Origin of the sequence: Novosphingobium sp. (assembly GCF_049240505.1) — a bacterium.
Lineage (GTDB): Bacteria > Pseudomonadota > Alphaproteobacteria > Sphingomonadales > Sphingomonadaceae > Novosphingobium.
On the sequence record NZ_JBMLSM010000145.1, the window covers coordinates 1 to 26414 of the forward strand.

24 protein-coding genes are annotated in these 26414 nt (G+C 60.7%); 14 read left to right on the top strand and 10 right to left on the bottom strand.

Translation table 11 applies throughout. The features are described from left to right. The first annotated feature begins 263 nt into the window (after positions 1–263). From ACOVQ0_RS12205 to clpS, 3 genes are all read left to right on the top strand, one after another. The gene (locus ACOVQ0_RS12205; protein ID WP_421884820.1) at positions 264–2132 is read left to right on the top strand and encodes a PHA/PHB synthase family protein; all 1869 of its coding nucleotides are present in this window, start codon (positions 264–266) and stop codon (positions 2130–2132) included. Between the two features lie 144 nt (positions 2133–2276). Continuing rightward, positions 2277–3158, top strand: a complete 882-nt coding sequence (gene phaP / locus ACOVQ0_RS12210; RefSeq protein WP_421884822.1) for a TIGR01841 family phasin — start codon at positions 2277–2279, stop codon at positions 3156–3158. A 166-nt stretch (positions 3159–3324) separates the two neighbouring features. Beyond that, entirely contained in the window at positions 3325–3705 is a 381-nt protein-coding gene (clpS, locus tag ACOVQ0_RS12215) for an ATP-dependent Clp protease adapter ClpS (RefSeq protein ID WP_240950314.1), read from the top strand. 27 nt (positions 3706–3732) lie between these two features. On the opposite strand, the gene ACOVQ0_RS12220 is transcribed toward clpS, so the two are convergent. Further along, positions 3733–4173 carry a hypothetical protein gene (locus ACOVQ0_RS12220; protein WP_421884824.1) on the bottom strand — a complete coding sequence of 147 codons (441 nt, stop codon included), beginning with the start codon at positions 4171–4173 and terminating at the stop codon, positions 3733–3735. Positions 4174–4393: 220 nt separating this feature from the next. Between ACOVQ0_RS12220 and lptF the strand changes: the two genes are divergently transcribed. Next, complete coding sequence (lptF, locus tag ACOVQ0_RS12225; RefSeq protein ID WP_421884826.1) at positions 4394–5635, top strand: LPS export ABC transporter permease LptF; 1242 nt, start codon at positions 4394–4396, stop codon at positions 5633–5635. Then, positions 5625–6725 (top strand): LPS export ABC transporter permease LptG, encoded by a 1101-nt coding sequence (gene lptG / locus ACOVQ0_RS12230; protein ID WP_421884828.1) that lies wholly within the window; start codon positions 5625–5627, stop codon positions 6723–6725. Before lptF ends, lptG begins: the two co-directional genes overlap by 11 nt. Before the next feature lie 22 nt (positions 6726–6747). On the opposite strand, the gene ACOVQ0_RS12235 is transcribed toward lptG, so the two are convergent. Beyond that, positions 6748–7842: a fatty acid desaturase family protein gene (locus tag ACOVQ0_RS12235; protein ID WP_421884830.1), complete on the bottom strand. Its 1095-nt coding sequence runs from the start codon at positions 7840–7842 to the stop codon at positions 6748–6750. A 153-nt stretch (positions 7843–7995) separates the two neighbouring features. On the opposite strand from ACOVQ0_RS12235, the gene ACOVQ0_RS12240 reads away from it, so the two are divergent. Beyond that, a complete protein-coding gene (locus ACOVQ0_RS12240; RefSeq protein ID WP_421884832.1) occupies positions 7996–9153 on the top strand; it encodes an N-acetyltransferase in 1158 nt (385 codons plus the stop codon). 269 nt (positions 9154–9422) lie between these two features. Here ACOVQ0_RS12240 and ACOVQ0_RS12245 read toward each other — a convergent pair whose 3' ends face one another. Beyond that, positions 9423–10124, bottom strand: coding sequence for a Crp/Fnr family transcriptional regulator (locus ACOVQ0_RS12245; RefSeq protein ID WP_421884834.1), 702 nt, complete (start codon positions 10122–10124; stop codon positions 9423–9425). Positions 10125–10392: 268 nt separating this feature from the next. Here ACOVQ0_RS12245 and ACOVQ0_RS12250 point away from each other — a divergent pair, with 268 nt between their 5' ends. Continuing rightward, entirely contained in the window at positions 10393–10731 is a 339-nt protein-coding gene (locus ACOVQ0_RS12250; protein WP_421884836.1) for a response regulator, read from the top strand. Positions 10732–10813: 82 nt separating this feature from the next. Further along, positions 10814–11608, top strand: a complete 795-nt coding sequence (locus tag ACOVQ0_RS12255) for a response regulator (protein ID WP_421884838.1) — start codon at positions 10814–10816, stop codon at positions 11606–11608. Between the two features lie 58 nt (positions 11609–11666). Here the strand turns inward: ACOVQ0_RS12255 and ACOVQ0_RS12260 are convergent, their stop codons facing one another. Beyond that, positions 11667–13367, bottom strand: a complete 1701-nt coding sequence (locus ACOVQ0_RS12260) for a CHASE domain-containing protein (protein WP_421884840.1) — start codon at positions 13365–13367, stop codon at positions 11667–11669. Positions 13368–13643: 276 nt separating this feature from the next. Between ACOVQ0_RS12260 and ACOVQ0_RS12265 the strand changes: the two genes are divergently transcribed. From ACOVQ0_RS12265 to ACOVQ0_RS12275, 3 genes are all read left to right on the top strand, one after another. Then, positions 13644–13868 (top strand): NepR family anti-sigma factor, encoded by a 225-nt coding sequence (locus ACOVQ0_RS12265; protein ID WP_421884842.1) that lies wholly within the window; start codon positions 13644–13646, stop codon positions 13866–13868. Next, positions 13861–14475: a sigma-70 family RNA polymerase sigma factor gene (locus ACOVQ0_RS12270; RefSeq protein WP_421884843.1), complete on the top strand. Its 615-nt coding sequence runs from the start codon at positions 13861–13863 to the stop codon at positions 14473–14475. Before ACOVQ0_RS12265 ends, ACOVQ0_RS12270 begins: the two co-directional genes overlap by 8 nt. Positions 14476–14617: 142 nt before the next feature. Further along, a complete protein-coding gene (locus ACOVQ0_RS12275) occupies positions 14618–15787 on the top strand; it encodes an AI-2E family transporter (RefSeq protein WP_421884845.1) in 1170 nt (389 codons plus the stop codon). Here ACOVQ0_RS12275 and ACOVQ0_RS12280 read toward each other — a convergent pair. Both ACOVQ0_RS12280 and ACOVQ0_RS12285 read right to left on the bottom strand, forming a co-directional pair. Further along, positions 15775–16389 (bottom strand): superoxide dismutase, encoded by a 615-nt coding sequence (locus ACOVQ0_RS12280; protein ID WP_421884847.1) that lies wholly within the window; start codon positions 16387–16389, stop codon positions 15775–15777. The genes ACOVQ0_RS12275 and ACOVQ0_RS12280 overlap by 13 nt on opposite strands. Positions 16390–16513: 124 nt before the next feature. Continuing rightward, positions 16514–17770 carry a dicarboxylate/amino acid:cation symporter gene (locus ACOVQ0_RS12285; RefSeq protein ID WP_421884849.1) on the bottom strand — a complete coding sequence of 419 codons (1257 nt, stop codon included), beginning with the start codon at positions 17768–17770 and terminating at the stop codon, positions 16514–16516. Between the two features lie 126 nt (positions 17771–17896). On the opposite strand from ACOVQ0_RS12285, the gene glmM reads away from it, so the two are divergent. The 3 genes from glmM to thiD are packed head-to-tail and all read left to right on the top strand — an operon-like array spanning position 17897 to position 20207. Beyond that, entirely contained in the window at positions 17897–19234 is a 1338-nt protein-coding gene (gene glmM / locus ACOVQ0_RS12290) for a phosphoglucosamine mutase (protein WP_421884850.1), read from the top strand. Further along, positions 19235–19459: a DUF1272 domain-containing protein gene (locus tag ACOVQ0_RS12295; protein ID WP_421884852.1), complete on the top strand. Its 225-nt coding sequence runs from the start codon at positions 19235–19237 to the stop codon at positions 19457–19459. Position 19460: 1 nt separating this feature from the next. Further along, a complete protein-coding gene (gene thiD, locus ACOVQ0_RS12300) occupies positions 19461–20207 on the top strand; it encodes a bifunctional hydroxymethylpyrimidine kinase/phosphomethylpyrimidine kinase (protein ID WP_421884854.1) in 747 nt (248 codons plus the stop codon). 16 nt (positions 20208–20223) lie between these two features. On the opposite strand, the gene ACOVQ0_RS12305 is transcribed toward thiD, so the two are convergent. The 4 genes from ACOVQ0_RS12305 to ACOVQ0_RS12320 all read right to left on the bottom strand — a co-directional run bounded on the left by ACOVQ0_RS12305 (position 20224) and on the right by ACOVQ0_RS12320 (position 26006). Beyond that, positions 20224–21102 (bottom strand): TIGR00730 family Rossman fold protein, encoded by an 879-nt coding sequence (locus ACOVQ0_RS12305; RefSeq protein ID WP_421884856.1) that lies wholly within the window; start codon positions 21100–21102, stop codon positions 20224–20226. Positions 21103–21231: 129 nt separating this feature from the next. Continuing rightward, the gene (locus ACOVQ0_RS12310) at positions 21232–22185 is read right to left on the bottom strand and encodes a TauD/TfdA dioxygenase family protein (RefSeq protein WP_421884858.1); all 954 of its coding nucleotides are present in this window, start codon (positions 22183–22185) and stop codon (positions 21232–21234) included. Positions 22186–22222: 37 nt separating this feature from the next. Continuing rightward, positions 22223–23581, bottom strand: a complete 1359-nt coding sequence (locus tag ACOVQ0_RS12315) for an MFS transporter (RefSeq protein WP_421884860.1) — start codon at positions 23579–23581, stop codon at positions 22223–22225. Positions 23582–23591: 10 nt separating this feature from the next. Beyond that, complete coding sequence (locus ACOVQ0_RS12320; protein ID WP_421884861.1) at positions 23592–26006, bottom strand: TonB-dependent receptor; 2415 nt, start codon at positions 26004–26006, stop codon at positions 23592–23594. Positions 26007–26414: the final 408 nt, after the last annotated feature.

Consider the following 26414-nt stretch of genomic DNA (forward strand, 5'->3'; position numbering starts at 1 on the left):
GCGCGCGCGGCGGCCCGCATGCCGTTGACTTCGGCAATGACGTAGGGCGGCAGGCGCTTCATGCGGTAGAATTCTTCGTCCACGGTTGAATACTCGTTCAAAAGACGCGGCAGGAGCGCCGCTGACTGGCCTTTACGCGAATTGGCCGAAAGTGGAAACTCTGGTGTCGCTGGATCGAAGGTTGTGACTTCAGGGCTAACAACCTGTCACATGGCGTGTATAGATTCAGGAAATCAGACCGGACGTAACGGCAGGGAAAAAGCATGACGGACAAGACGGTGAGTGATTCGGTCGTGTTCGAGGATCTGTTTCGCCAGCAGGGCGAAGCGATGCGCGCGATGTTCGCGCCACTGGTGCCGGGAGCGGAAGGGCTGAGCGCCGATCCCGCCGAATTGCAGCACTGGGCCATGTCGGCGGCAAAGCTGCAGAAGATGTGGCTGGATTTCAGCGCAGAACAGGCAGGCCATGTCGAGCCGATGCTGGCGCGGCTGGGCGATATCGGCAAATGGACGCAGACGTGGATGGCGATGGCCGGGCAGATGCCGATCGCGCAGGCCGAAACGCAGGCAAAGCTCTGGAATGAAAGCGTTGCGTTGTGGAGCGCGGTGATGGGACAGTTCGCCGGTGGCCAGAAAACACCGGAGGATACCCCTGCCCTGCCCCGCAAGGACCGCCGCTTTGCCGACAAGCGCTGGCATGAACAGCCCGCCTTCGCACTGATCCACCAGACCTACCTTCTGCTGGCCGAACGGTTGCAGCAGATGGCCGAGGAGACGCAAGGCCTTTCGCCCGAACGCAAGGAGCAGTTGCGCTTTGCCACCAAGGTGGTGACCGATGCGCTATCGCCCGCAAATTTCCCCCTCACCAACCCGGTGGTGATCGAGCGGACGATGGAAACGCGCGGTGAAAATCTGGTGAAGGGCGTGGAGCACCTGCTGGATGACCTGCGCAAGGGGCAGTTGACGCATACCGATCCCAACGCCTTCGAACTGGGCCGCAACATTGCAGTGACGCCGGGCAAGGTCGTGCATGAAACGCCCATGTTCCAGTTGATCCAGTATTCGCCCACAACCGACGAGGTGCTGGAGACGCCGCTGCTGATCTTCCCACCGTGGATCAACCGCTTCTACATTCTCGATCTGAACCCGCAGAAAAGCTTCATCCGCTGGGCGGTGGAACAAGGCCTGACGGTGTTCGTGGTGTCGTGGAAATCGGCAGACGCTTCGATGGCCGAGGTGGTGTGGGACGATTATGTGCGGTCGCAGATCGAAGCGATTGATCAGGTCCGCGCCCGGCTGAAAGTGCCTGCGGTTCACACCATCGGCTATTGCGTAGCAGGTACGACGCTGGCCGCGACGCTGGCCGTGCTGGCGCGGCGGGGCGAGGCGGAGAAGGTTGCCAGCGCCACGTTCTTTACCGCGCAGGTCGATTTCGAGGATGCTGGCGAACTCAAGAATTTCATCGATGACAGCCAGCTCAAGATGCTCGGCAGCCTCTCGACCGAAGGCTACCTTGATGGGCGGTACATGGCGGCGACATTCAACGCGCTGCGCGGGACCGATCTGATCTGGAACTACGTGGTCAACAACTACCTGCTGGGCGAAAGCTACCCGGCGTTCGACCTGCTGCACTGGAATGGCGATACCACAAATCTGCCAAGCAAATGGCATCAGGCCTATCTGTGCGACCTCTATCGCGACAATCGGCTGGTCATTCCCGATGCACTTACAGTCGACAATACACCAGTCGATCTGCGCCGCATCGCAACACCGTGCTATATCCAAGCCGGACGCGAGGATCATATTGCACCGCCGAACAGCGTTTGGAAGCTGACGCGGCATCTGTCGGGCGACTGGAAATTTGTGCTGGCAGGATCAGGCCACATCGCAGGCGTGGTCAATCCGCCGTCGTCGGGGAAATACCAGTTCTGGCTGAACCACGGCACGCCTGCCAGCCTTGAAGAATTCGTCGCAGGGGCCGAAGAAACCAAGGGAAGTTGGTGGCCGGACTGGATCGAGTGGATCCGCCAGCAAAGCCCCGCTCGCATTCCGGCCAAGGGCAAGCGTGTTCCCGGCGGCAAGGGCGACAAGGTGATCGAGGATGCACCGGGCCGCTACGTCCGCAGCCGCTGATCGATCAAGGTCCGATCTGAAGCCATTTCAGTTTTTGTGCACTGCACAATTTTCTTGACATCGCGATGCACATACCTATTTTGTGCAATGCAGCAAAGGCGCGTGGGACTGTCCCGTTTGCCTTGGTGAGCAGGAGTCGCAGTGATGGTTGATGAAACAAAGGACGGTCTGGCCGAACCCACCCCGCAGGTGGATGAAGCTGTGCTGGCACCGGAAGTTCCTGAAATTGCTGTGATCGAGCCTGCCCAGCCGCCTCTTCAGCCTGCTGTCGAGGAAGCTGCCAAGCCGGTAAAGGCGCGCAAGGCCAAGGTCGCCATAGTTGATGCCGCCACCGTAAATACACCGGCGGCAGAAACCGTGGCAGCACCCGCAAAACCCGAGTCGGTTGAAAAGCCGACGAAGGCGAAGCCGGTCCGCAAGTCTGCCGAGAAGCCCGTAACCAAGGCACGCCGTGCAAAGCCGCCCGTCGCGGCAGCACCCGTGCCTGCGGTGAAGCCCGCGAGCAAGCGTCCTTTCACCGCCACACCCAGCGTGAAGCAAATCAGCGCCGCCCCCAAAGCAACGACGGCGCCAAAAAAGGAACTGTTCGCAATGGCTACCACCACCGAAATGACCGAAAAGATGTCTGCCGCTTTCAAGGACGCGCAGGACAAGGCCAAGGCCGCTCTTGAAAAGGGCCAGGCTGCATTTGGCGATGCTGGCGAGTTCGCCAAGGGCAACGTCGAAGCCGTCGTCGAATCGTCGAAGATTTTCGCTTCGGGCCTGCAGGAAATGACCAAGGGTTATGTTGCGGAAACCAAGTCGGTTTTCGAAACCATGACCGCCGACGTCAAGGATCTGACCACGGTCAAGTCGCCCACCGAATTCTTTGAAAAGCAGTCGGCGCTGATGCGCAAGAACTTCGACGCTGCGGTTGCCGCCAGCTCGAAGAACAGCGAAGCGCTGCTGAAGCTCGCCAACGAAGCGTTCCAGCCCATCTCGACCCGCGTCAGCCTCGCGGTTGAAAAGATGAAGCAGGCCGCCTGAGCCTGATTGGCGGCGCCATCGGCGCTGCCTGAAAAGACACGAAGGATCGGACGGGCCATCCGTCCGGTCCTTTTGTCTTATCAAAGCAACTTTTCGTCATCCTTATAAAATCCGGCCATTCGTCCCTCTTGTGGATGAAGCCGGTGAATGCGATATTCGCCCAATCATGACCCCAGACCGTTTCGACCGACCGGACCTGTCCGAGCCGCTGCGCTGCGCAGAGGATGACGATGTGCGCGGTCCGGGTGGGGACGATCAGGTCGGCATCGCGACCAAGACTCGCGCCAAGCCCAAAAAGCCCAGCCAGTTCAAAGTGCTGATGCTGAATGACGATTACACCCCGATGGAATTCGTGGTGATGGTCCTCAAGCGCTTTTTCCATATGGATCTTGAACAGGCGACGCGGGTGATGCTCCACGTTCACCAGCGCGGCGTGGGCGTTTGCGGGATATTTCCCTATGAAATCGCCGAAACCAAAGTGAATCAGGTCATGGATTTCGCCCGACAGAATCAGCACCCGTTGCAGTGCACGCTGGAAAAGGCCTGACCCGCGGGCGCTGATCCAGATAGCTGATCAATGCGGCTCTGAAATACACGCCGTGGCCATTTGCAGCGCCAGCGCACGCATCAAGGCAGCAAGCAGTGCCATAGACAGGCTTTGCGCGGCGCGGGAATATGCGGCCGGGCCATCCTGCAACATGATCTCAGCCACAAATTCGCAGTCTGCCAACCGACCGCAGGTGTAGATCGCGCTACGCGGGATCATGGCGATCGCAGCGCTTTCGAACGCGCCCGAATCGGCCAGCAGCGCGATCCACTGCTTGGCCACATGCTGCATCGCAGGGTCTGCGCCGGCTCCGAAATCAAGCTCTTCGATTGCTCTTCTGAACCCTATGCCCTGATCGGTCGGCGCCAGCGTTTCACACCAGTCGGCCATTGCCTGCAGCCTTTCGGGATCAGATCGGCCATCTGCCGGACGGTTCCACCACACGCCTCGTTCTTTCCCCCGCGTCACGGTCCTCGTCTCCCAGCCATCGCACCCTCGGCGCGATGGCACCTACAACTCTACCGGGACCATTTCTATAACTTTAGTTATGTCACGCCGAGCTGAACGCCTTTTCCCTTCCCCACCCCACCAGTTGCGGCTAGGCCTTGGCATCGCTCACGACCGGTTCACGTAGCATTGCGGAACCTCAAACCGTCAGACAGTCCACCGATCGCATGGTAACGCTTCCGTGAAATTCCTCACCGCTACCGACCGCTATATCGCCCGGCTCGTGTTCGTGCCGATGCTGTCGGTATTCGTGCTGGCCGCATCCTTGCTCATTCTCGACAAGATGTTGAAGCTGTTCGATTTCGTGGCAACGGAAGGCGGACCAGTCAGCGTCGTGTTCAAGATGTTGGCCAATCTGCTGCCCGAATATGCCAGTCTCGCGATCCCGCTGGGGCTGATGCTGGGCATCCTTTTCGCATTCCGCAAACTGGCGACGAGTTCGGAACTCGACGTGATGCGCGCGGTGGGCCTGTCCTATACCCGCCTGCTGCGCGTGCCTTACATGTTCGCTATTGGCCTTGCCGCGCTGAACCTGCTGATCGTCAGCTATCTTCAGCCGCTATCACGGTACTATTACGAACAGTTGCAGTTCGAACTTCGTTCTGGCGCGCTGGGCGCCTCTATCAAGGTGGGCGAGTTCAACTCACTGCAGGATCGCACGGCGCTGCGCGTTGATTCCAGCCGCGATGAAGGGCGCGACCTGCGCGGCATATTCGCCCGTCTGCAAACCGGCAACGGGCAGGTCATGGTCATTTCGGCGCGCGAAGGCCGCTTCTTTGCCAACCGTGAAAGCCCCGACACGGTGATCCTGAGGCTGACCGACGGCCAGATCGTGCAGGACGGACCGGGCATCGCATCGCCGCGCGTGCTGACTTTTGCCAGTCACGACCTGCCCATCGATTTGCCCAAGATCGAACAGTTCCGCCAACGCGGCGATGCGGATCGGGAGTATTTCCTGCCTGAACTCCTGCAGATCGGGTGGAATGACCGCTATTCTGAAGAAGTGCGCGTGCAATCGCAGGCCAGCTTCAATTACCGCATCGTCGAAGTGGTGATGATGTTCCTGCTGCCGCTGCTGGCCGTAGCCTTGGCCGTACCGCCCAAGCGATCCACATCGGCGCTTGGCGTTTTCCTGTCGATCGTGATGGTCGTGGCCTATCACAAGGTGAACCAGTACGGGCAGGATGTGGCGAGCCTTGGCCGGATCGACCCCGTTCTGGCCCTGTGGGGACCGTTCGTGGTGTTCGCGGCGCTGATCCTGTGGATGTACTGGCGCATCGCCTATGTTCCGGGTGGCCAGCCTATCGGTGCGCTGGAAACGGTGTTCGGCAAGCTCGCTCGCGCGGTGCGCAAGCTGTTCGACCGCAAGCCCCTGCCGGATGAAGTTCGCACGCAGGACGATGAGGCCGCCCATGCAGCTTGAGTTCTTCCCGTCGCGCACGCTGGCGCTCTACATCGCCAGGATGTTTGCGGTGCGTATAGTTGCCGTGCTGCTCATGCTGGTGCTGGTGCTGCAAATGCTCGACCTGTTGAGCGAGAGTGGCAAAGTGCTGGCCGCGCCGGGCAATGGACAGGGTGAATTGCTCACTTACGTCTCGTTGCGGATACCCCAGTTGATCAGCCGGTTCCTGCCCTATTCCGTGCTGCTGGCCACGATCATCACGCTGATGACGCTGAACCAGAACAGCGAGGTCATCGCAATGAAGGCCGCCGGGCTTTCAGCACATCAGGTTCTGGCGCCGCTGTTTCTGGTGGCAGCGGTAACATCGGCGGTGACATTCGGCTTCAACGAACGGGTGGTCACGCGATCGACCTCTACGCTGAAGGCATGGCAGAACGTGGAATATGGCCCGATCCCGCAGGAATCCGGCACGAAGGCCAACGTCTGGCTGCAGGACGGGCCGAACATCCTCTTCGCCCGTGTCGTGGCTGGTGAAGGCAAGGCCATGCATATGACCGGGGTAAGCTGGTATCGACGCGACCCGACCGGGATGGTCACCGAGATCGTCACCGCGCCTTCGGCTGCCTACGCCAATCCGGGCTGGACGTTCCGCTCGCCCGTGCTGTTCGACGTGCAAAGCGCGCGCAAATCGGCGCTTGGCCGGGATGAGGTCTATGCCAAGTCGGTTGAACCGGTGCAGGTGCTGATCAGCCGGGTGGATGCCGATGCGGAATCGCTGACGCAATTGAACACATCGCTTTCCGCCATCCGCGAAGCGGGTTTTCGGACCACCGAACTGGAAGGCAAGTGGTGGCACAAGCTGTCCGGCCCGCTTTCGGCCCTGCTGATGCCGCTGCTGGGTGCGGTGGCCGCGTTCGGGCTTGCGCGATCCGGCCACCTGTTCGTGCGTGCCGTCATCGGCATGGCGCTGGGATTTGCCTATTTCGTGTTCGACAATGCCGCGTTGGCAATGGGCAATTTCGGCGCATACCCACCGTTTCTGGCGGCATGGGCGCCGTTCGTGCTGTTCCTGCTGATCGGCGAAACCGTGCTGATCCGCACCGAGGAATAAGCCCGGCGCGGATCGTGCAGGTTCAACGCGGCATCATCGTGCTGCGCGCGAGCCGGCCGACCAGCGGCATCAGGCCGACGTAGTTTGCTTTCTCATAGGTCGAATCCAGCCCCAGATGCTTTTGCAGTCGGCGGTGCGCTTCTGCCAGCGAGTGATATGGCATCGACGGCAGAAGGTGATGCAGCGCATGGTAGCGCAGACCAACCGGTGCCCAGAACGGCGCAAGCGCAGCAGGCGGCGGCACGTTGACCGAATCGAGATACTGGCCCGTCACGGTCATCGCCTCGCCCTCATTCTCCCACAGATGCGCGACCAGCGTGCGAATCTGGTTGAGCACGGCGGTTAGCGAGATCACGGCAAGGCCGATGAGCAGAGGCCGCCACGAATGCGTCGCGCTCCACCAGACGAGGAAGATCGCCCATGCCGACGCACCCAGTTCCTGCCAGAACACCATGCGCGCGAAATCACCCTCTGGTGGGCGACGGCGGAAATCGGGGTTGATCGAAAGCGACGAGGCGCGTTCCCACACCAGCTTGCGCAGCGGCGGGATAACCGCGCCGAGCGGCACCAGCACTGCCGAACGGATCAGCAGACCGATCGGCAGCAGAAGTGCCGACAGCGCGAAGACAGGCAATGACCACGGCTTCATCAGAGCCAGCGGCAGATATTCGGGGTCTTCCGCCGTGCCATAGCGGGTCCGGGCGTGGTGCAGCGTGTGGACGCCTTCGTACATCAGCGAAGGGATCATCATCGGAATGCCGACGATGAGGTTCCAGGCAAAGCGGAAACCCGGCAGTGCGGTTTTGTGAATGTGCGTCAGTTCGTGAATGAACAGCAGTGCGCGATAGAGCGCCAGTGCCGAGACAACGCCTGAAAGCGCGGCAAGCACCGGATTTTCCAGCAGGATCGCACCTGCCAGCGCGGCATAGCCAAGCGCAGCGGAAACCAGCATGTCGGGCCAGTAGATGTCAGGGCGCGCCACCGCGATATCGCGCGTCAGATCGACCGCAGCGCGGAGCATTTCCTTGTCGTCAGGGGTGCCGGCCAAGCCCGGCGGGAGCGATGCCGCTGCCTTGATGGGCGCAGCAGCAGGTTCGAGCGTATCGGTCGCAATCATGCCACAAATTCCAGTATGACCCGTATCTGCCGGTTGAAACCAGCTTTTTACACCACGCGGCGCCCCCACACTGCGCCACCGGCTTGACAATTTGACGAGCCGGACCGCAGTCCGACCATCATACCCCGCTTACCCGCAAACAAAGGCAAGATCGTGGCCCAAGGCGAAATAATCATCACTCCCGTTTCCGGCAAGGCAGACCGGAAAGCATTCGTGGATCTTGCCTATCGGCTGAATGCAGATGATCCGAACTGGGTGCCACCCCTGCGGATGGAAGCAGAAGAGCTGATCACGCCGGGTAAGAACCCGTTTTTCGAACATGCCGAAGTGCAGCTTTTCCTTGCCCGTCGCGCCGGGACCGTGGTTGGCCGGATTTCCGCGCACATCGATCTGCTGGCTGTGGCGATGGACCCGTCACAGGGCATGGGACCGGGCACAGGCAACTGGGGCCTGCTGGAAGCCGAGGATGAAGCCGTAGCGCAGGCGCTGATCGGCACGGCAGAGGAGTGGTTGCGCGCCAAGGGCATGACCCGCGTGCTTGCGCCACTGTCAATGTCGATTTGGGAAGAGCCGGGCCAGTTGGTGAAGGGCTTCGACCATCCGCCCACGGTAATGATGGGTCATCAGCCCAAGCGCTATGACGACTATATCAATGCCTTGGACTATCAGCCCGCCAAGGTGCTGAACTGCTTTGATCTGGATATCACCAACGAATTTCCGCCACTGATCCAGCGGATCGTCCAGTCGGGCGAGAAGAACGCCAAGATCCGCATCCGCAAGGTCGATAAATCAAAGTTCGAACAGGAAGCGGCGCTGATCCTCGACATCCTGAACGATGCCTGGTCAGACAACTGGGGCTTCGTGCCGTTCAGCGATGCTGAAATCCTTTATGCCGGCAAGAAGTTCAAGCCGATCGTGCGCGAAGACCTGATCATGATCGCCGAGTATGAGGGCGAGCCGGTGGCCTTCATGATGACGCTGCCCGATCTGAACGAGAAACTGAAACCGATGGGCGGCAGCCTGTTCCCGTTCAACTGGGCGAAGCTCCTGCTATGGTTGCGCAACCCCAAGGTGCGGACGATGCGCGTGCCGCTGATGGGCGTGCGCAAACGCCTGCAATCGTCGCGCCTTGCCAGCCAACTGGCCTTCATGATGATCGAATCGATCCGCCGCACCTCAGTGAAAAACTATGGCTCGACCCGCGCCGAGATTGGCTGGATCCTGGACGACAATCAGGGAATGAATGCGATTGCCGAAGCCATCAACAGCCAGATCAACAAGTCTTACGTGATCTACGAGAAGGCTCTCTGAGCGTCCCTAAAGAAACCCCGCCAAGAGAAACCCCGATCGCGCATTCCTGTACGGTCGGGGCTGCGCGGTCGGGGCTGATCTCCGAAAAAAGGTCCCCGACGTTTCCATCGGGGACCTTTCGGGATCGTATCACCAGCCGCTTGGACGGGAGGGGGGGTCTCGGCGGTGACATGGGCTAAACGTGCGATCTGCCGAACCGGTTCCCGCAAAAATCAAAAATGTTTTCCTTATTTTTCAATGATTAGGAAAATCTCTTCGATTAAAGGTGATTAAATATAGGGCCGAGGCTTGGACGATGGGGTGTCCAGCCGAGCAAACCGACGGGCCTCTGCCATGTCGGGAATGCGGATCGATGTGAGCGTCCAGTCCACCAGACCGAGGCGCCGCAGCGCTTGCAGACTGCGATTGGTATGGACCAGTGAAAGTCCCAGCATATCCGCGATCTGGCCCTGGGTGACGGTTAATTGCAGCACGCCGCCCGGCGCAAGCCCTGTATCGATGCCTCGCTGCACCAAGAAAACCGCCAGCGCAACCATCCGCTCACGCGCGTTTCGCTGCCCCAGCGATACGATATGCTCTTCCAGCGCCGCCTCTTCATGGGCGGCCAACCAGGTCAGATCGAACGACAACTGAGGCTGCTGCGAGGCAAGTTCGAAAAACCGGCCGCGCGCAAAAGCACATAGCGTCACATTGGTCATCGCCTCGACCGAATGACTCATCTCGCCATCAAGCGCGCCCTGCAACCCCAGAAAATCGCCGGGAAACATGAAGTTCACGATCTGACGCCGCCCATCCTCAAGCAGCCGCGTGCGCATGAGCACGCCCGACAGGACGGTAAAAAGATACGGTGGGCGGGTTCCCTGCGCCCATACCTGCTCGCCCCGCGCGAACCGCATTTCGCCTTCGCGGAACGCAGCGATCCACCGCCTTACATCGGATAAAGGCTGATGCAGGCCAGGCAGCCGTTCCAACGGACATTCCAAACACCGTTGGCCCCCATTGCGCACAAGCTGCCCCTGATCCCTGCGATCACCTACGGTCTGCTCGTCGTCTCTTGCCACAATCCCTCCTCCTGCCCGCACTGCGTGCACGCCGCCCAAACACGCCGCACGCACCTGTGCTATGTCAAATGACAGCGTTTGTTCCCGACATGTGCACTAGGTCCGGCCCTTGAATCGCCGACGATAGTCTTCTGGTGTGGGGAATTTTCTGGAACAAGGGCAATCTTGCAACCCGCTGGTGCTTGTCGTCGAAGACAGCATTCTGGTCGCGATGGCGATCGAGGACGCCTTGATCGACCGGGGCATGGATGTGGCAGTGGCTACGACCCTGACTGCGGCGACAAGCCTTGTGGCGCAGCGCGCACCCCGTGCCGCGCTGCTTGACCTCCAATTGCCAGATGGCAACACGCTCGATTTGGCCCGCCAGTTGTACGATCAGGGTTGCGCTGTGGCATTCAGTTCGGCCTTCGATGCTGAAGCCGTGCCCCCAAGCCACGCCTTTGCCGCACAATTTCAAAAGCCTGCGTCGCCGGACCTTCTTTGCGATTGGGTCGTTGCATCTTTAACCAAGGTATAAGAAACTGGTCGGGTTCCCGCCGGGAACCGGATGCTTGTTTCGCGCGTTTGAGCCGCACGTTACTGACCGGGAAGGGGTGCGAATGTCTCTGGGTTCCAAGGTTGCCAATCAATTGCCCTATCTGCGCCGTTATGCGCGCGCGCTGACGGGAAGCCAGTCGGCTGGCGATTCCTTCGTCCGCGCCACACTTGAGGCAGCACTGGTGGACGAAGACTTGCGTGCGCGTATCGGTGAAGGCCGCCCGCAACTTTATCACGTTTTCAATCGCGTCTGGTCGACCGCTCACGTCGAAACGGCTGATCGTGCGCCCGGAATCCTCGAACAGCATGAAGCCGCTGCGCAGGAACGGCTCGCCGCGATGACACCTGCCAACCGGCAGGCACTTCTGCTCACCACACTGGAAGATTTCAGCATTGACGAGACGGCCTATATCATGGGCCGCGATCCTGCCGATGTTGAACTGCTGGTGCAGGATGCCATTGCCGAAATCGATGGTGAATCCGCAACCTCGGTTCTGATCATTGAGGACGAGCCGCTGATCTCTATGCAACTTGAGGATCTGGTGCGGTCGCTGGGCCACGACGTTTGTGGAATGGCCGCCACGCGCACGCAGGCTCTCGAAATCGTGCAGCGTGAACAGCCCGGCCTTGTTCTTGCCGATATCCAGCTGGCGGACGGCAGTTCAGGCCTTGATGCGGTAGACGATATCCTGAAGCTCGGTTCGGTGCCTGTCATATTCATTACCGCCTATCCCGAACGCCTGTTGACCGGGGATCGGCCTGAGCCGACCTATCTGATCACCAAGCCTTTTCAGGAACAAACCGTTCGCACGGCAATCAGCCAAGCGCTGTTCTTCGGATCGAGCCGTCCGCTCTGAACGGCCGCCATCCGCTTTTCAAACAAGGGGCGCTGACAGGTTCAGCGCCCTTTTTGTTTCAGACAGAGGCTGGTTCCGTAAGGCGACCCTGACGGATGGCAAAATCGCCTCGGCGGCGCACAGGAATCAGCAACGTGCAGCGCACACCTTCCGTTTCGAACCGCAAGTCCACCGGATTGCGCAATTCATGTGCCACAATCTTTTCGATCAGTTCGGTGCCAAAGCCGCGCTTGCGGCGTAATTCGGTATCAATCGGCGGGCCGCCTCGCTCGATCCATACGATCCGCGCCACGTCCTCACCCGCCATTTCCCACCGGATCGAAACGCGGCCATTTTCGACGCTCAGCGCGCCATACTTGGCAGCATTGGTAGCCAATTCGTGCACCGCAAGGCCCAGCGAAAGCGCGTCGTTGGGTGCCAGTTCCACATCTGGCCCGCCCATCTCCAGATGGCGCTGCTGGTCCTGCGCATAGGGTGCAAGTTCCGCCTGCACCACGAGCGATACCGGTGTCGTGCCCCAGTCAGACTGGGTGAGCAGATCATGGGTTGCCGAAAGCGCGCGGATGCGACCCTCAAGGCTATCGGCAAATTCGCCAAGATTGGTTGCGCGCCTCCGCGTGAGTGAAATGATCGACAGCACGTTGGCCAGCGTGTTCTTCACCCGGTGATTCAGTTCGCGCGTCAGCGAGTTGCGGATCGAGGATTGCTGTTCGAACCACGCCAGCGCTATCCTGTCTTCTGCTGCCTGTTGCGTCAGCAATCGCGCCAGCACCAGCAGCAGGGTCGCTACCAACAGGCCGAACAGCAAGGTCATCACCGAAATCATCGAAAGCATCGGCGTTGCCGGCGCCTCGATTTCGAGTACGAAGCGATGTCCGGCAATGTCCAGAGGTCTTCGCACCACTTCGCCTGAATCGTTTTCGGGGTCGATCGCAGCCATTGGCTTCAGAACGGCTTGGCTGCCCACCTCCACCCGATCGAAAAGGCGGACCCCTGCGCCCTCCAGATGACTTTCATCGACTGAAGATTCGAGAAAACGCTGCGCATTGAACGGTGAATAGACAAAACCTCTGAGCTTGCGCTCCTGCTCACCCGGAGCAATCGCGAATACAGGCATAAAGACCAGAAAACCGGGAGGGCCCGAAGCAGACCCTTCCTGCTGCAGAACCACAGTACCGGTTGCGGTTGGCTGGCCCGTGCGCTCAGCAGCAGTCATCGCTGTTCGGCGCGTGCTTTCCGAAAACATGTCGAACCCGATGGCACGGCGATTCCGCTGCGAATCCGGTTCGATGAACATGACCGGCACGACCTGCGATTGTTCGCCGCCCGGTGCCCAACGCACGGTGAAATCCTGCACCCCGCCACTGCGCATGATCGCTTCTATCGTGGGGATATCGGCACGGCGAACTTTCATCGCCCAGCCGATCCCATCCGAACCGACATAGCTGCCATCAAGATGGAGCTGACGGATGAACGTGCGGAACAGCGGGGCTTCGACTATCTGCTGCGTGGCAAAAAGCGCCGCGCTTGACCGCAGATAGGCCGCATTCGCATTGGACCTGCGCTCAATCCCCGAAGCGACTTCCTGCGCGATTTGCGCGATCTGCGCACCTTTGCGCTGATCCTCCGCCCTCTCGATCGCAAAAACGCTGAGCACGGTGACCGCCATCGTCAGCGTGAAAATTCCTACAGGAACTCCACGCGGAAAACGTTCGTACCATCGGGGGGTGAGCTTCTTCTGGGCAAGAAGCTTCTCCATCGCGTGTTACCGACCCTTCCCTGTTCCGATGCCAAAGCAGCGATATCCTGACCAAGCGTGTGTCAAGGAAGCCATGCCCACCGACGAATGCCCTAATCCATTGCACCTTTTGACTGGCAAAGGAAATGCCGATGCAACAGGCGCGATATGGGAACCGACCGGCCCCCATATCGTTCCTCATGCAAACTACTGTCGTTAAGGCATCTGGTTGGCGGTGCGTAGCCATCCGACTGGAACGTCTGGACGACACCCTGTAGCAAGCGCATCTGCCGCGCCTTGGCGGTCTTTTTGGTTCTATCCCTGGAGGGGGAGGCGTTGACAGAGCGAATGTCGAAAGAAAATCCGATGAATCCCGGTCAACCACGGCGGAAAGGCAGCAAGTCGCAGCCGCCGGAGTGGGCGGATGGCCTCAAACGGCTGTACGATTCCGTCCTGGACGAGCCTCTGCCTGACTCGTTCGCACAACTCCTCGAAAAACTGGACGATCCGTCCAATGGCTGAGGCTGATGTCGACAAGGCACCGCGTCCAGCCAGCAACCCTGCGGCGTTCAAGCGTGAATTGACAGGCGTGATCCCGCATTTGCGTGCTTTCGCACGCGGTCTTTGCGGACGGCCCGATCTGGCAGACGATCTGGTGCAAGAAGCTCTGCTGAAAGCATGGGCTGCGCAGGAACGGTTCGAGCCGGGCACCTCCATGCGAGCATGGACATTCGTCATTTTGCGCAATGCTTATCTCACCGATATGCGTCGCAACCGGTTCCGTGCAGACTACGACGAGACGGTCGCTGAGCGCATTCTCGTTGCTCCGGCAGCGCAGGAAGGACCAATGCATCTGTCTGATATGCACCGCGCATTGCTCACCCTTCCCCCGGAACGTCGCGAAGCGCTGCTTCTGGTCGGGGCAGGCGGCTTCAGTTATGAAGAAGCGGCACAGATTTGCGGTTGCGCCGTAGGCACGATCAAAAGCCGCGTAGGACGCGCTCGCGCCGCGCTTTCGCAAATGATCGAAGATGGGCAGATACCACGTCGGAGTACGGAAGATGCTGTCGCCCACGCGGCGATCATGGGTGAACTTGAAGATACTGTGCGCGACGGCAACCGCCTCTGATAAGGCGGAGGCCGAAACATTTCCGTCGCCGCAGTCGAACGCTTGATCTAAAAAACTCTCCATCCCAAACCAGCCTCTTGAATGACGATGGCTTGGGGTGAAATAGTGCCGCATTAACAAGCCATTTTGAACAGGCACCCCGGTGAACCAGCCATCCTCGCCCGAACTGCAAACGGCTGACGCGGATGACCCTGCAGATCGCCGGGCACGACTGCAATCTGCCATAGTGCTGCTGTTGGGGCTGGGATTGTTCCTTGCCTTGCCATTTGTCCTGTCGATCGGCTCGGTGGTGTTCCTGCCACCGGTTACGGCGATGGTCTTTGCCATTCTGCTTTCGCCCTTGGCAGGTCGGCTATATCGTTTCGGTCTTCCGGCGATGCTATCCTCGCTTGTGGCGATCCTTGCATTGATTGCAGTCGTGCTTATGGCGCTGACACTGATCCTCCAACCCGCGTTCGTCATGGTGGATCAGGTGCCCTCGCTTGCGCGCGAAGTGGCCCGCCGCTTTGCCGAATTGCGCGGGGATCTTTCGTGGATCGCAGATATCAACCGCCAACTTGCGCGCATAACCGGGCGCGCCGCTACGCGCGAAGTTATCGTGGCCACCCCGTCGGTGATCGAACAGGTCGCATTCGCTACGCCCAGCGTTATCCTTGAAGTCCTGCTGACCTTGCTGATGACGTTCTTCATGATTGGATCGCGCATCCGTATGGAACGGCGCGCGCGCAAATCCCTGCCCCCCACGCACGCTTCGATCCGTCTGGGCCGCGTGCTGCGCGATGTGCAAGAGCGGGTGGCCGGATATATCCTCACCGTGGCGCAAGTGAATTTCGGCGTCGGTGTGCTCGTCGCCATCGGGGCATGGAGCTTTGGATTGACCGCACCGGTCATGTGGGGCGGCCTCGCCTTCGCGCTCAATTTTCTGCCCTATCTCGGGCCGTTGGCGTTGATGGGCTTGCTTGCATTGTTCGGCTTGGGGACTGCATCAAGCGTTCTGATCGGGTTGATCCCGGTGATGGCCTACCTTGCCCTTCACGCCATCGAATCGAACGTCGTCACGCCAACGATCCTCGGCGCGCGCTTTACGCTCAATCCTGTAATGATCCTGATTTCCATCAGTTACTTCTCATGGATTTGGGGCGTTCTGGGTGCCTTGCTGTCAGTGCCGATCCTGTTGATCCTGACTGCACTGTTCGATCACGTAGGTCGCCCCAATGTGATCGGCTTCCTTTTTGGTGAGGCCCTGTTCGAACCGGGTCGGCTCGCCCCGGTGACGAATGCCGACCCGGTTGCGCAAGATCAGGCGGGGTAGGTCCAGTTGCCTTCACGCGCCAGATTGTCTGCCGCGAAATCCCAGTTCAGGTGCTTTTCGATCACCGCCTTGAGGTAGTCCGGGCGCAGGTTCTTGTGATCGAGGTAATAGGCGTGTTCCCACAGATCGATCACCAGCAGCGGTTTTGAATCGCTGTTGGCAAACGTCGCGGCATCGTGCGTCTGTTCGACGGCGAGTTTGCCATCCTTAGCCACCAGCCAGACCCAACCCGAAGCAAAATGCGCTGCACCCTGCGCTGCCAGTTCGGCTTCCAGCTTGTCGAGCGAGCCATAGGCAGCGTCGATGGCCGCAGCGATTTCGCTGTTTGGCGCAGTCTTATCCGCCGTCATGCTGTTCCAGTAGAATGCGTGATTCCAGCTTTGCGCAGAGTTGTTGAACAGGCCCTTGTCGCCCTTCGCTTCGGCAGCGGCAATGATCTCTTCAAGGCTTGCGTCAGCAAGGTCGGTGCCTTCGGTGGCAGCGTTGGTCTTGTCGACATAGGCCTTGTGGTGCTTGCCATGATGAGTCTGCAGCGTGGTGGCCGAAATGGTCGGTTCCAACGCAGTATCGTCATAGGGCAGCGGAGGCAGGGTAATCGCCATATCAATCAACGTCCTTCGGTGAAAATCTGCAAAGCAGATCAACGCGGCAAATGCGCATTGGTTGCCTTGCGGCAAGGCATTGCACCGCAAAACCCAGTTGATTTTTTCGAAGCACCAGTTGCAGTTATCGGAAAGTTGCGGTGCTGTCCCTACGATCAACCGCCGCCGTTACGGCCACATCCATCGTCACATTCCCCAGCGTGCGCATGAGATCAGGCAGCACTTCCACCGCCACCAACAGCGCCAGCGGCTCTACCGGCACGCCCATCGCGATCGCAATCGGGCCAACCGATGCCACGAAGCTGATCGAACCGGGCAGGCTGACCGAACTCAGGGAAACGAGGACCGCCACGGTGAAGCCAGCAATCATCGCCAGCGGCGTGAGCGTCACACCGTAAAGATGCGCGACATAGACTGCGACCGCCAAGTTCATCGCCGGGCTGGTCGCGCGGAACAGCGCCACCGCCAGCGGCATCACGAATTCGGCGGTCGTCTCACGAACCCCCAATTGGCGGCACGCCCCCAGCATCGCAGGCAGCGATGCGAGCGAGGATTGCGTGGACAGGGCAAAGGCCTGCACCGGAACCAGCGCGCGGGCAAATGCGCCCAGCGGTTTACGTGCAATGGCAACTGCCACGCCATATCCGGCAACCATCACCACCGATCCGGTCAGGACGACGATCAGGATATAATGCGCCAGCGCGCCGATAACCGCAGTGCCGCTTTGCGCCGCCACGGCAAGGCTCAACGCGAAAACGCCCAGCGGGGCCAGCGCCAGCACCCAGCCGATGATGACCAGCATGGCAGAGGCCAGCGCGGCGAAGAACATCGTCATCAACTCCCGTTGCGATGCGGCCAACCGCGAAACCGCCAGCGCAAACACCGCCATGAACAGGATCAGCGGCAGCATCCGGTCGTTCGCGGCTGCATCCAGCACGTTGGTCGGCACGATGGAGCGCAGGAAATCGGCAATCCCGGGCACTGGCCCTGCATCCTTGCCGACAAGCGTCTGGCGCAAGGCCTCGCCCGCCTCGCCCGGTATCGGAAACAGCCCGATGAGTGCAGGCGTGACGATCAGCGACATGCTGGCGCTGAAGGCCAGAACGGCAAGAAACAGCCCAAGGCTCCGCCGTGACAGCGCCCCCGCGCTCGCCGTCGCCAAGGTCTGCGTCACACCGGTAAACAGCAGCGCCGCGACCAGCGGGACGATGGTCGCCTGAAGCGCACGCAGCCACATCTCGCCCACCGGCTGCACCCATGTCTGAACCAGTGGCAGCACGGATGGCGCTGCAAATGCAACCGCCAGCCCTCCGCCCAGCCCACCCAACAGGCCCAGGAACGTCCATGCCGCGGGCACCTGCGCAATCGGGGGCAAGCTCATTGGAGCCGGGTTGGATGAATTTTCGGAAGGCGGTAAGGTCATGTTGAGGTGACATTAGCTATGTCACACGGCATGGCAACGTGCGCACCTGCAATAGGGCGCATTGGATAAGGGAATAGCCGTTCGATGGCACGCAAGTTCTTCGGCACCGATGGCATCCGGGGCCGGACCAATGCCGGCGTGATGACCGCCGCCACCGCGATGAAAGTCGGGCAGGCAGCGGGCACGTATTTCCAGCGCGGGGATCACCGCCACCGCGTCGTCATCGGCAAGGACACACGCCTTTCCGGCTACATGATGGAATCGGCCATGACCGCCGGGTTCACCTCGGTTGGCATGGACGTGGTGCTGCTCGGGCCGATGCCCACGCCCGCCGTCGCGATGCTCACCCGCTCGATGCGCGCAGACCTTGGCGTGATGATCTCCGCCAGTCACAATCCTTTCGAGGATAACGGCATCAAACTGTTCGGTCCCGATGGCTACAAGCTTTCGGACGAAGCGGAACTGGCGATCGAAGCCCTGCTGGAGCAGGAACTCGAACTCGCGGATGCCACGCAGGTTGGCCGCGCCCGCCGTATCGAAGACGCACGAGGCCGCTATATCCATGCAGTGAAGGCCAGCCTGCCTGACAATGTGCGCCTTGATGGCCTGCGCATCGTGCTCGATTGCGCCAATGGCGCGGCGTACCATGTCACCCCTTCGGCGCTGTGGGAATTGGGCGCGGAAGTGATCGCTATGGGAGTCGAACCCAATGGCAAGAACATCAACCTGAACGTCGGCTCCACTCACCTCGATGCGATCAAGGCCAAGGTGCGCGAAACCCGCGCCGATATCGGCATTGCGCTGGATGGCGATGCCGACCGGCTGATCGTGGTGGACGAAAAGAGCCAGACGGTGGACGGCGATCAGATCATGGCGCTGATCGGCACGCAACTCCACGCACGCGGCGAATTGCGCGGCGGTGGCGTGGTTGCAACGGTCATGTCCAACCTCGGTCTTGAACGACACCTAAATGCACATAACCTGCACCTGGAGCGCACTGCGGTGGGGGACCGCTACGTTCTGGAGCGCATGAAGGCAGGTGGTTTCAACGTGGGCGGCGAACAGTCGGGGCACATGATCCTGACCGATCACGCGACGACCGGAGACGGCACGGTCGCCGCGCTGCAGGTCCTCGCCGCGCTGGTTTCGGGCGGAAAGCCTGCCAGCGAACTTCTGCACTGTTTCGATCCTGTGCCGCAGCTGCTCAAGAACGTCCGTTTCTCCGGCGGAAAACCCTTGGAAGACAAGGCGGTAAAGCAGGCCATTGCCGAAGCCGAAGCTCGCCTTGCCGGCAAGGGCCGTCTCGTCATCCGCCCGTCCGGGACCGAACCCCTGATCCGCGTAATGGCCGAGGGCGACGATGCGACTGAGGTTGAAGCGGTGGTGGATGACATCTGCAACGCCGTGCGGAAGGCCAGTTAAATGCTTGAAATGCGGCCCGATTGTGAACGCTGCGGCACCGATCTTCCAGCGGAGGCTCCCGGCGCGTTCATCTGTTCGTTCGAATGCACCTTCTGCGCCGAATGCGCCGACGATCTCGACGACCGCTGCCCTAATTGTGGCGGCGAACTGATGGACCGCCCGGCCCGTGCCAAGGCCTTGCACGCCAAGCATCCGCCATCGGTCGTGCGCAAGTTCAAAGGCTGATATGCAGCCGCCCCGCGTCCTTTCGATTGCAGGTTCCGATTCCGGCGGCGGCGCGGGAATTCAGGCCGATATCAAGACGATAACCGTCCTTGGCGGTTATGCCATGACCGCCATCTGCGCCCTGACCGCGCAGGACACCACTGGCGTTCACGCGGTTCTTCCGATTGATCCGGCAATGGTCGCCGCGCAGATCGATGCCTGCGTGAACGATATCGGCGTCGATGCTGTGAAAATCGGGATGCTCGGCTCGCCCGAAATTGCACGCGTGGTGGCGGACAGGCTTGAAAAGCTGAACGTGCCGATCGTGTTCGATCCGGTGATGATATCCACCAGCGGCGCAGCGCTGGCCGATACGGCGACGATTGCGGCCTTTGAGCGGCTGATGGCCATCGCCACGCTCACCACCCCGAACGTGCCCGAACTGCACGCACTTGGCGGCGATACGGCGATGCGCGCGCGCAATGTTGCCTATGTTGCCAAGGGCGGTGACGCTGATGGGCCGGAAGTGATCGACCGCCTGATCGTGCCGGGCGAACCGGACCGCGAATGGACCGCGCCACGTATCGTCACCCGCCATACCCACGGCACGGGCTGCACGATGTCGAGCGCGATTGCCACGTTCCTCGCGTCTGGCGCATCCGTGGTCGAAGCCGTTGAGGATGCGCGCGAATTTGTCCGCGCAGCCATGCTTGCGGCACCGGGGTTAGGTGCCGGGCATGGGCCGCTGGGTCATCAGGCGGTGCGCTGAACCTTAATGTCAGGACCTAGCAGTCGAGATCGTAGAACTTCACGATATGCGCCCACGCATCGTCTGCGGTTTCGACCGGTGTGAACAGCTTGATATCGTCGAAGTTGATCACGCCTTCTTCGGCCAAAGCCTCGAAATTCACCACGCGATTCCAGAAATCCTTGCCGAACAGCAGGATCGGGATGGGCTGCATCTTGCCGGTCTGGATCAGGGTAAGCAGCTCGAAGAACTCGTCGAATGTGCCGAATCCGCCCGGAAAGACCGCCACCGCGCGTGCCCGCAGCAGGAAGTGCATCTTCCTGAGCGCGAAGTAGTGGAACTGGAACGACAGGTTCGGCGTGACATAGCTGTTGGGCGCCTGTTCGTGCGGGAGAACGATGTTCAGCCCGATGGATTCCGCCCCTGCTTCATGCGCCCCGCGATTGGCCGCTTCCATGATCGAAGGCCCACCGCCCGAACACACGACGAACTGGCGTTTACCATCCTCCACCACGCCGCATGAGCTGGCGATTTCGGCAAGACGGCGCGCTTCTTCGTAATACTTCGCCTTGGCCACAAGCCGTTCGACCACAGCCTGCCGTTCAGGGGTGGTGGCGGTGTTGAGCGCCGCGTCGGCCATTTCAGGCGAAGGGATGCGCGCGGACCCGTACATAACCAGCGTGGAGCCGATGTTCGCTTCATCGAGCAGCATTTCCGGCTTCATCAGTTCCAACTGGAACCGCACGGGCCGCAATTCCTCACGCAGAAGGAAATCAGTGTCCCGGAAGGCCAGCCGGTAGGCCGGGTCCTGCTGCTGGGGCGTGGTCTTCGGGTGGTTCTCGACGAAGCCGGCTTCCTGCTCGGCCTTGTAGAACTTGCGCTTGGTCAGCTCGTGCTGCTTTTCTTCTTCTGTCATGCCGATCTAAGTCGGGCCGGAAGGCAAAAAGCGCAAGAGGCAGAAACGCCGGACACATGATGGCCTCAATTCGAAATATGGGCGAATATGGGCGGGGTGGCGATGAAGGCGCCGCCCCGCTGCCCGCCCTCAGGCAGGCTGGTATTCTACGGCCTTTTCCTTTCGCACCGTGCGGCTGCGACGACCGTCGATACCCACCGGCACCTCACCGGCGATCGTCGCGCGGCGCAGGGTGCGGCGCTGCAGGCCGAAATCGGCAACCGCGCGATGCTGCGTGGATTGGTTGTCCCAGAACGCCACATCACCTGGCTGCCAGCGCCAGCGCACGACGTTTTCGGGACGTGTGATGTGGTCCTGCAATATCTGGAACAGGCGTGAGGAGTCCGCCTGGCTCAGCCCCACGAACTGCTTGACGAAATGGCCGAGCAGAAGGCTGCGCTGGCCCGATACAGGATGGACACGCACCACTGGATGTTCGGTTTCATAAACCGTCGAGGCGAAGACGTTCTTCTGGAAAAGCTGACGCTCCTTCTCCGCCGCATCGCCCTTGGGTGCGTTCGAAAGCACCGCCGCATAGTCATAGAGATTGGTGTGGACGGCCCAGAGGTTGTTCACCAGTTGGCGCAGCGTTTCGGGCAGCGATTCATAGGCGGTTTCGCCGTTGGCCCAAACAGTATCGCCGCCTGCTTCGGGAATGGTGATCGCACGCAGGATCGATCCTTTGGGATAGGCATCGACGAACGTTACATCGGTATGCCAGCTTGAAGCGGCGTAACCTTCCTTGCTGTCGAGTTCGAGCAGGTAGCGCGAACCTTCGGCCACAGGCACTGTCGGGTGCGCCACCGGATCGCCAAACAGCGAGGCGAAACCTTCGTGGCGTGCGTCGTCCAATTCCTTCTGGCCACGGAAGAACACCACTTTGTGGCGAACAACCGCATCCTTGATCGCCTGAACGGTGGCAGCATCAACATCGCCAGAAAGCGTGACACCCCGGATTTCCGCACCGATCGTGCCGGTGATCGGCACAACATCAAGAGGGGAGTTCGGGTCTTTGGCATTGGCATAAGTGGTGATGGCAGTCATGGATGATGCTCCTTTGAAGATGGGGTTTATCGGGTCATTATTCGGCCGGCTGGAGCGCAGGATCGGCTGCGGAATTCAGGCGGAGGCGAATGGCGTGGTGCTGATCGGCATCGAGCGAGAAACCCATGATGACAGCAGCGGAAATGGCGTGGGCCAGCGCCGGGCCGATCGCGAAGACCAGCAGCAATCCGTCCAGCGCTTGCGGTGAATTGACGGCAGACTTCGGATCGAACCCGAACCATGCGATCAGCGGCAGGGCGATGCCTGCGGCCAGCGCGCCGCCCAGTTTGTCTGCCAACGCAAAGATCGAGTAATACAGTCCGGCGCGTTCCTCGCCGGTTTCGGCGCGCTGCTTGTCGGCAACATCGGCCACCATCGACCGCAACATGATATTCCCCGACCCTTGCGTGAGGCCCTGTGCGAAGGCCAGCGCAAGAACCAGCCAGAACCTGTCGGGCGTAGTCAAAATCAGGCCGAGGTTGATCAGCGCCTGCAGCACTTCGGCCAGTATCGCCGCGTTGCGCTTGCCCAGCCGCACACCGATGCGCTGCCAGATCGGGGCGGACAATATCCCGAAAGCATATTGGAACAGGAACAGGCCTGCCCCCCATTCCGGTCGACCAAGATAGAAAGTGACGTAGAACAGCAGCAGCGTGGTGCGGATGCCCTGCCCTGCCCGAACCGCCGCGTCAGAAACCAGCACACGCAGCAGCAACGGGTTGCCGAACACGGCACGCAATGCGGCGGTGGGCGTCAGCGGGGTAGCCACCAGCGAGGGCAGGCCATCGTCGCGGTTCGACAGGGTGAGCCACAATGCCGGGATGGCGGCAACCAGCACCAGCAGGCCAAACAGGGTAAGCTGCAACTGACCATCGCCGGGGCGCAAATGCTGAGCCAGAGCGGCGAGGCCAAGAGCGCCGACCAGCGCGACCGACTGCCACAGGGTAAAGACCGACGCAGCGCGGGTACGATCATGATAATCCGGTGCCAGCTCTCCGCTCCACGCCAATAGCGGCGTAGAGAGCAGGGCCAGGCCCGCATAATAGGCCGATAGCGCCACCGCCAGCCAACCAGCCCCTAGATCGGGTGGCGGGAAGAACAGCATCGCGCTGCCGGCGACAAACAGCACCCCACCACCGGCGATCCAGGGGCGGCGACGACCAAAGCGGCTCTGCGTCCTGTCGCTCAGCGCACCGACCACCGGATCGAGCGCGCAATTGAGCAACTGGCCTGCGAGGTAAAGCGTACCGACAAGCGTTAGCGACACGCCATAGTCCCGCGCGAAGATGGCAGGGAGCCATGCTACGACCGGTTGCGCCGCTGCCGTGACGGGCACGTAGATCGCCGCGAGACGATGGAAACTGGCAGTCGACTGGCTTTGGGTTCGTGTGGTCATTGCCGGAAACTCACAGCCGGGTCCGCAGCGTGACACCGTAAGTGCGCGGCTCGCCCGCCTGAGCAGTAACCACGCCAGTGTTCGCGGCAGAGAGGTTGAGGAAATAGTCCTTGTCGAACAGGTTGCGCGCCCAGACCGAAAGGTCCCACAAACCGTCTTCGGTCTTCAGCCCAAACCGCGCATTGGCGATGCCGAAGCCCGGCACTTGCGCCCATGCCGAGTTGGTGGCCGAAGTGTTGAAGCTGGACCGGTGCGCGTAATCGGCATGGGCGTAGAGGTTCAAGGCGCGCCCGCCGAGATCGCCCAGCGGCGCGCTGGCGTCTGCCCCCACCGACCATGCGAATTTCGGCACGCCCGAAAGCGGCTTGCCCGAAAGATCCTGAATGCCGCCGAGGTTGAGGTTTTCCACCGCCTGCGGGGCGTTGCGATACTCGACGTATTTAGCGTCGGTATAGCTGGCAGATGCGGTGAAAGAGAGATGATCGCTGGCGGTGAAGGCCAGATCACCTTCGACACCGCGCGAACGGACTTTGGGGATGTTCGCGATATATTGCCGGACATTGACCGTGTTCGGCACCTGTTCGGTGATCGCGGTCTGATAATCGCGGATTTCCGTCCAGAACGCTGCAGCATTGAACGTGGCTCGGCGATCAAGGAACTGGGACTTGAAGCCCAGTTCGAAGGCATCGACCTTTTCCGGGGCAACTTCTGGCGCAATCCCCAACGGCAGCGCCGTAAGATTCAAGCCGCCTGACTTGTTGCCGCGCGAATAGCTCGCATAGACATTCGCGTCAGGCGAAACCTTCCAGTTCAGCGTGACAAGGCCCGAAAGGTTGTTCTCGCTGAAACGTGTCGAGAAACTGGTGACCGGGTTGAACTGCGTGCGGATCGCGTTGATCGCAGTGATCTGCGCCGGGCTGAAAACCGAAAGGTCTGCCCCATCTACCCAGAACTGGTTGAACGCGCCCGCCTTCTTCTCATGAGTCCAGCGCAAACCGGTAGTCAGCGTCAGAACGTCGGACAAATGCCAGTCCGTCTGCCCGAACAGGGCAAAGGTGCGTGTCTCCGGTGTCGAGGTCGAATTGGCCTCGAAGCCATCAAGCGCGGCATTGGCGATCGTCTGGTTGGCGGTTGGCAAATTCCACAGCGCCGCCGCCGGGCCATAGCGCGTCGCGCCATACCCCTTGACGATCTGCCAGAAATAGTAAGCTCCAATGACGTAATCGACCGTGCGGTTGCCTTTCGAGGCGAGACGCAGTTCCTGGCTGAACTGCCGCTGGCGATTGGCCTGCTGCGCCTTGGTGGTGATCGGCAATGATGTGCTGTCACCATCGTTGGCCGGGTTCCAGTCCCACCAACGATAGGCAGTGATCGATGTCAGCGCCGCGTTGCCGAAGTCCCAGTTGACCTCTCCCGAGACGCCATAGCCCTCCATGTTCGATTGATAATGGCTGTCGGCCTCGCCAATGCGGTCGAACGGGCGGAAACTCGGCAGCGCATAGCCGGGAAAGCGCGCAGCGCGCTGGGCAAAGTTGTTGGCGATGGTCGTGCCATCGGCATACGTCGTGTGAAGACCGGCAAAGACCGACAGTACGTGGTCCTGTTCCTGAGTTGCGTAATCACCGATGATCCGCACTTCAAGATCGGGATGCGGCGTGAACAGCAGTTGTCCGCGCACGCTTTCGTTACGGTAGTTCTGCGCGCGGCGATTGGTGGTCTTGTTGAACAGGAAGCCATCGTTCCCGCTGATCGCCCCGGACAGGCGCACCGCCAGCAGATCGGGCACGATCCCGGTTGAAGCGGAGGCGCGTATCTGCCGGAAGCCATAGTTGCCGAGGCTCGCCTCAGCCGAAAGCTCCGGCGCGAAGCCCGGCTTGCGCGATGTAATGTTGATGACGCCCGAAGTGGTGTTCTTGCCGAACAGCGTGCCCTGCGGCCCGCGCAGCACCTCGATGCTTTGCAGATCGACCAGATCGAACTGCGAAAGGCCGACGCGGCCGAAGTAAACGTTGTCGATATAGAAGCCGACACCGTTCTCCAGCCCGTCGTTGGTCAGCGCCACGTTCGAGCCGAGGCCGCGAATGTTGATATTGGTATTGCGCGGATTGAAACTGAAGACCTGCAGGCTCGGCACTTGTTGCTGGATCTGACCCAGCGTAAAATCCCCGCGCTTTTCCAGTGCCGCGCTGCTGATCACGCTGATCGCCACAGGCACGTCCTGCACGTCCTCGTCACGGCGGCGAGATGCGGTGACCACAATGGCCTCGCCGCCCTCGTCGGCCGCACCTTCAGCAACCGCAGCAAGCGACGCCGCGTTGGCAGTAACGACATCGGCACCTTGCGCGGAACTTGCGCCCAGCAGCGTGCCAAGCGCGACGCCCGCATGGATGAGATGGCGATGCGTCGAATAGAAAACCCTGTTCATTTCATTATTTCCCTGAACCCAATTGTGTCGCGCTGAAGCGTCGATTGAAGCTGGAGGGAACGGGCACGGTCTCGCGTTCGGTGCCGCCAATGGCGACGCCGCAAAGGGCAACGATGGTCTGCTGCAAAGACGCGGGATACCGAGCCAGTTCCGTAAGATCGGAGCTGGTAAGCGGTCGCATGACGCATTCCTCCGGGCGACGACCCGCAAGGAGCCGCGCCGAACTGGCGTTATGATTTGAGAGCCGGAAGACGGTTCCCGCGCCTGGTCAGGGTGGCAGAAACACTATCGTTGTCCGGCAGGCTTGCGCGTCAGGCGTGCATCATCATGGTCTGCATCGTATCACCTCTTCGTGGAGGGGAACACGATGCCTGGCGCCGTCGCCCCAGCATCGCGCGCTTTAGCGGT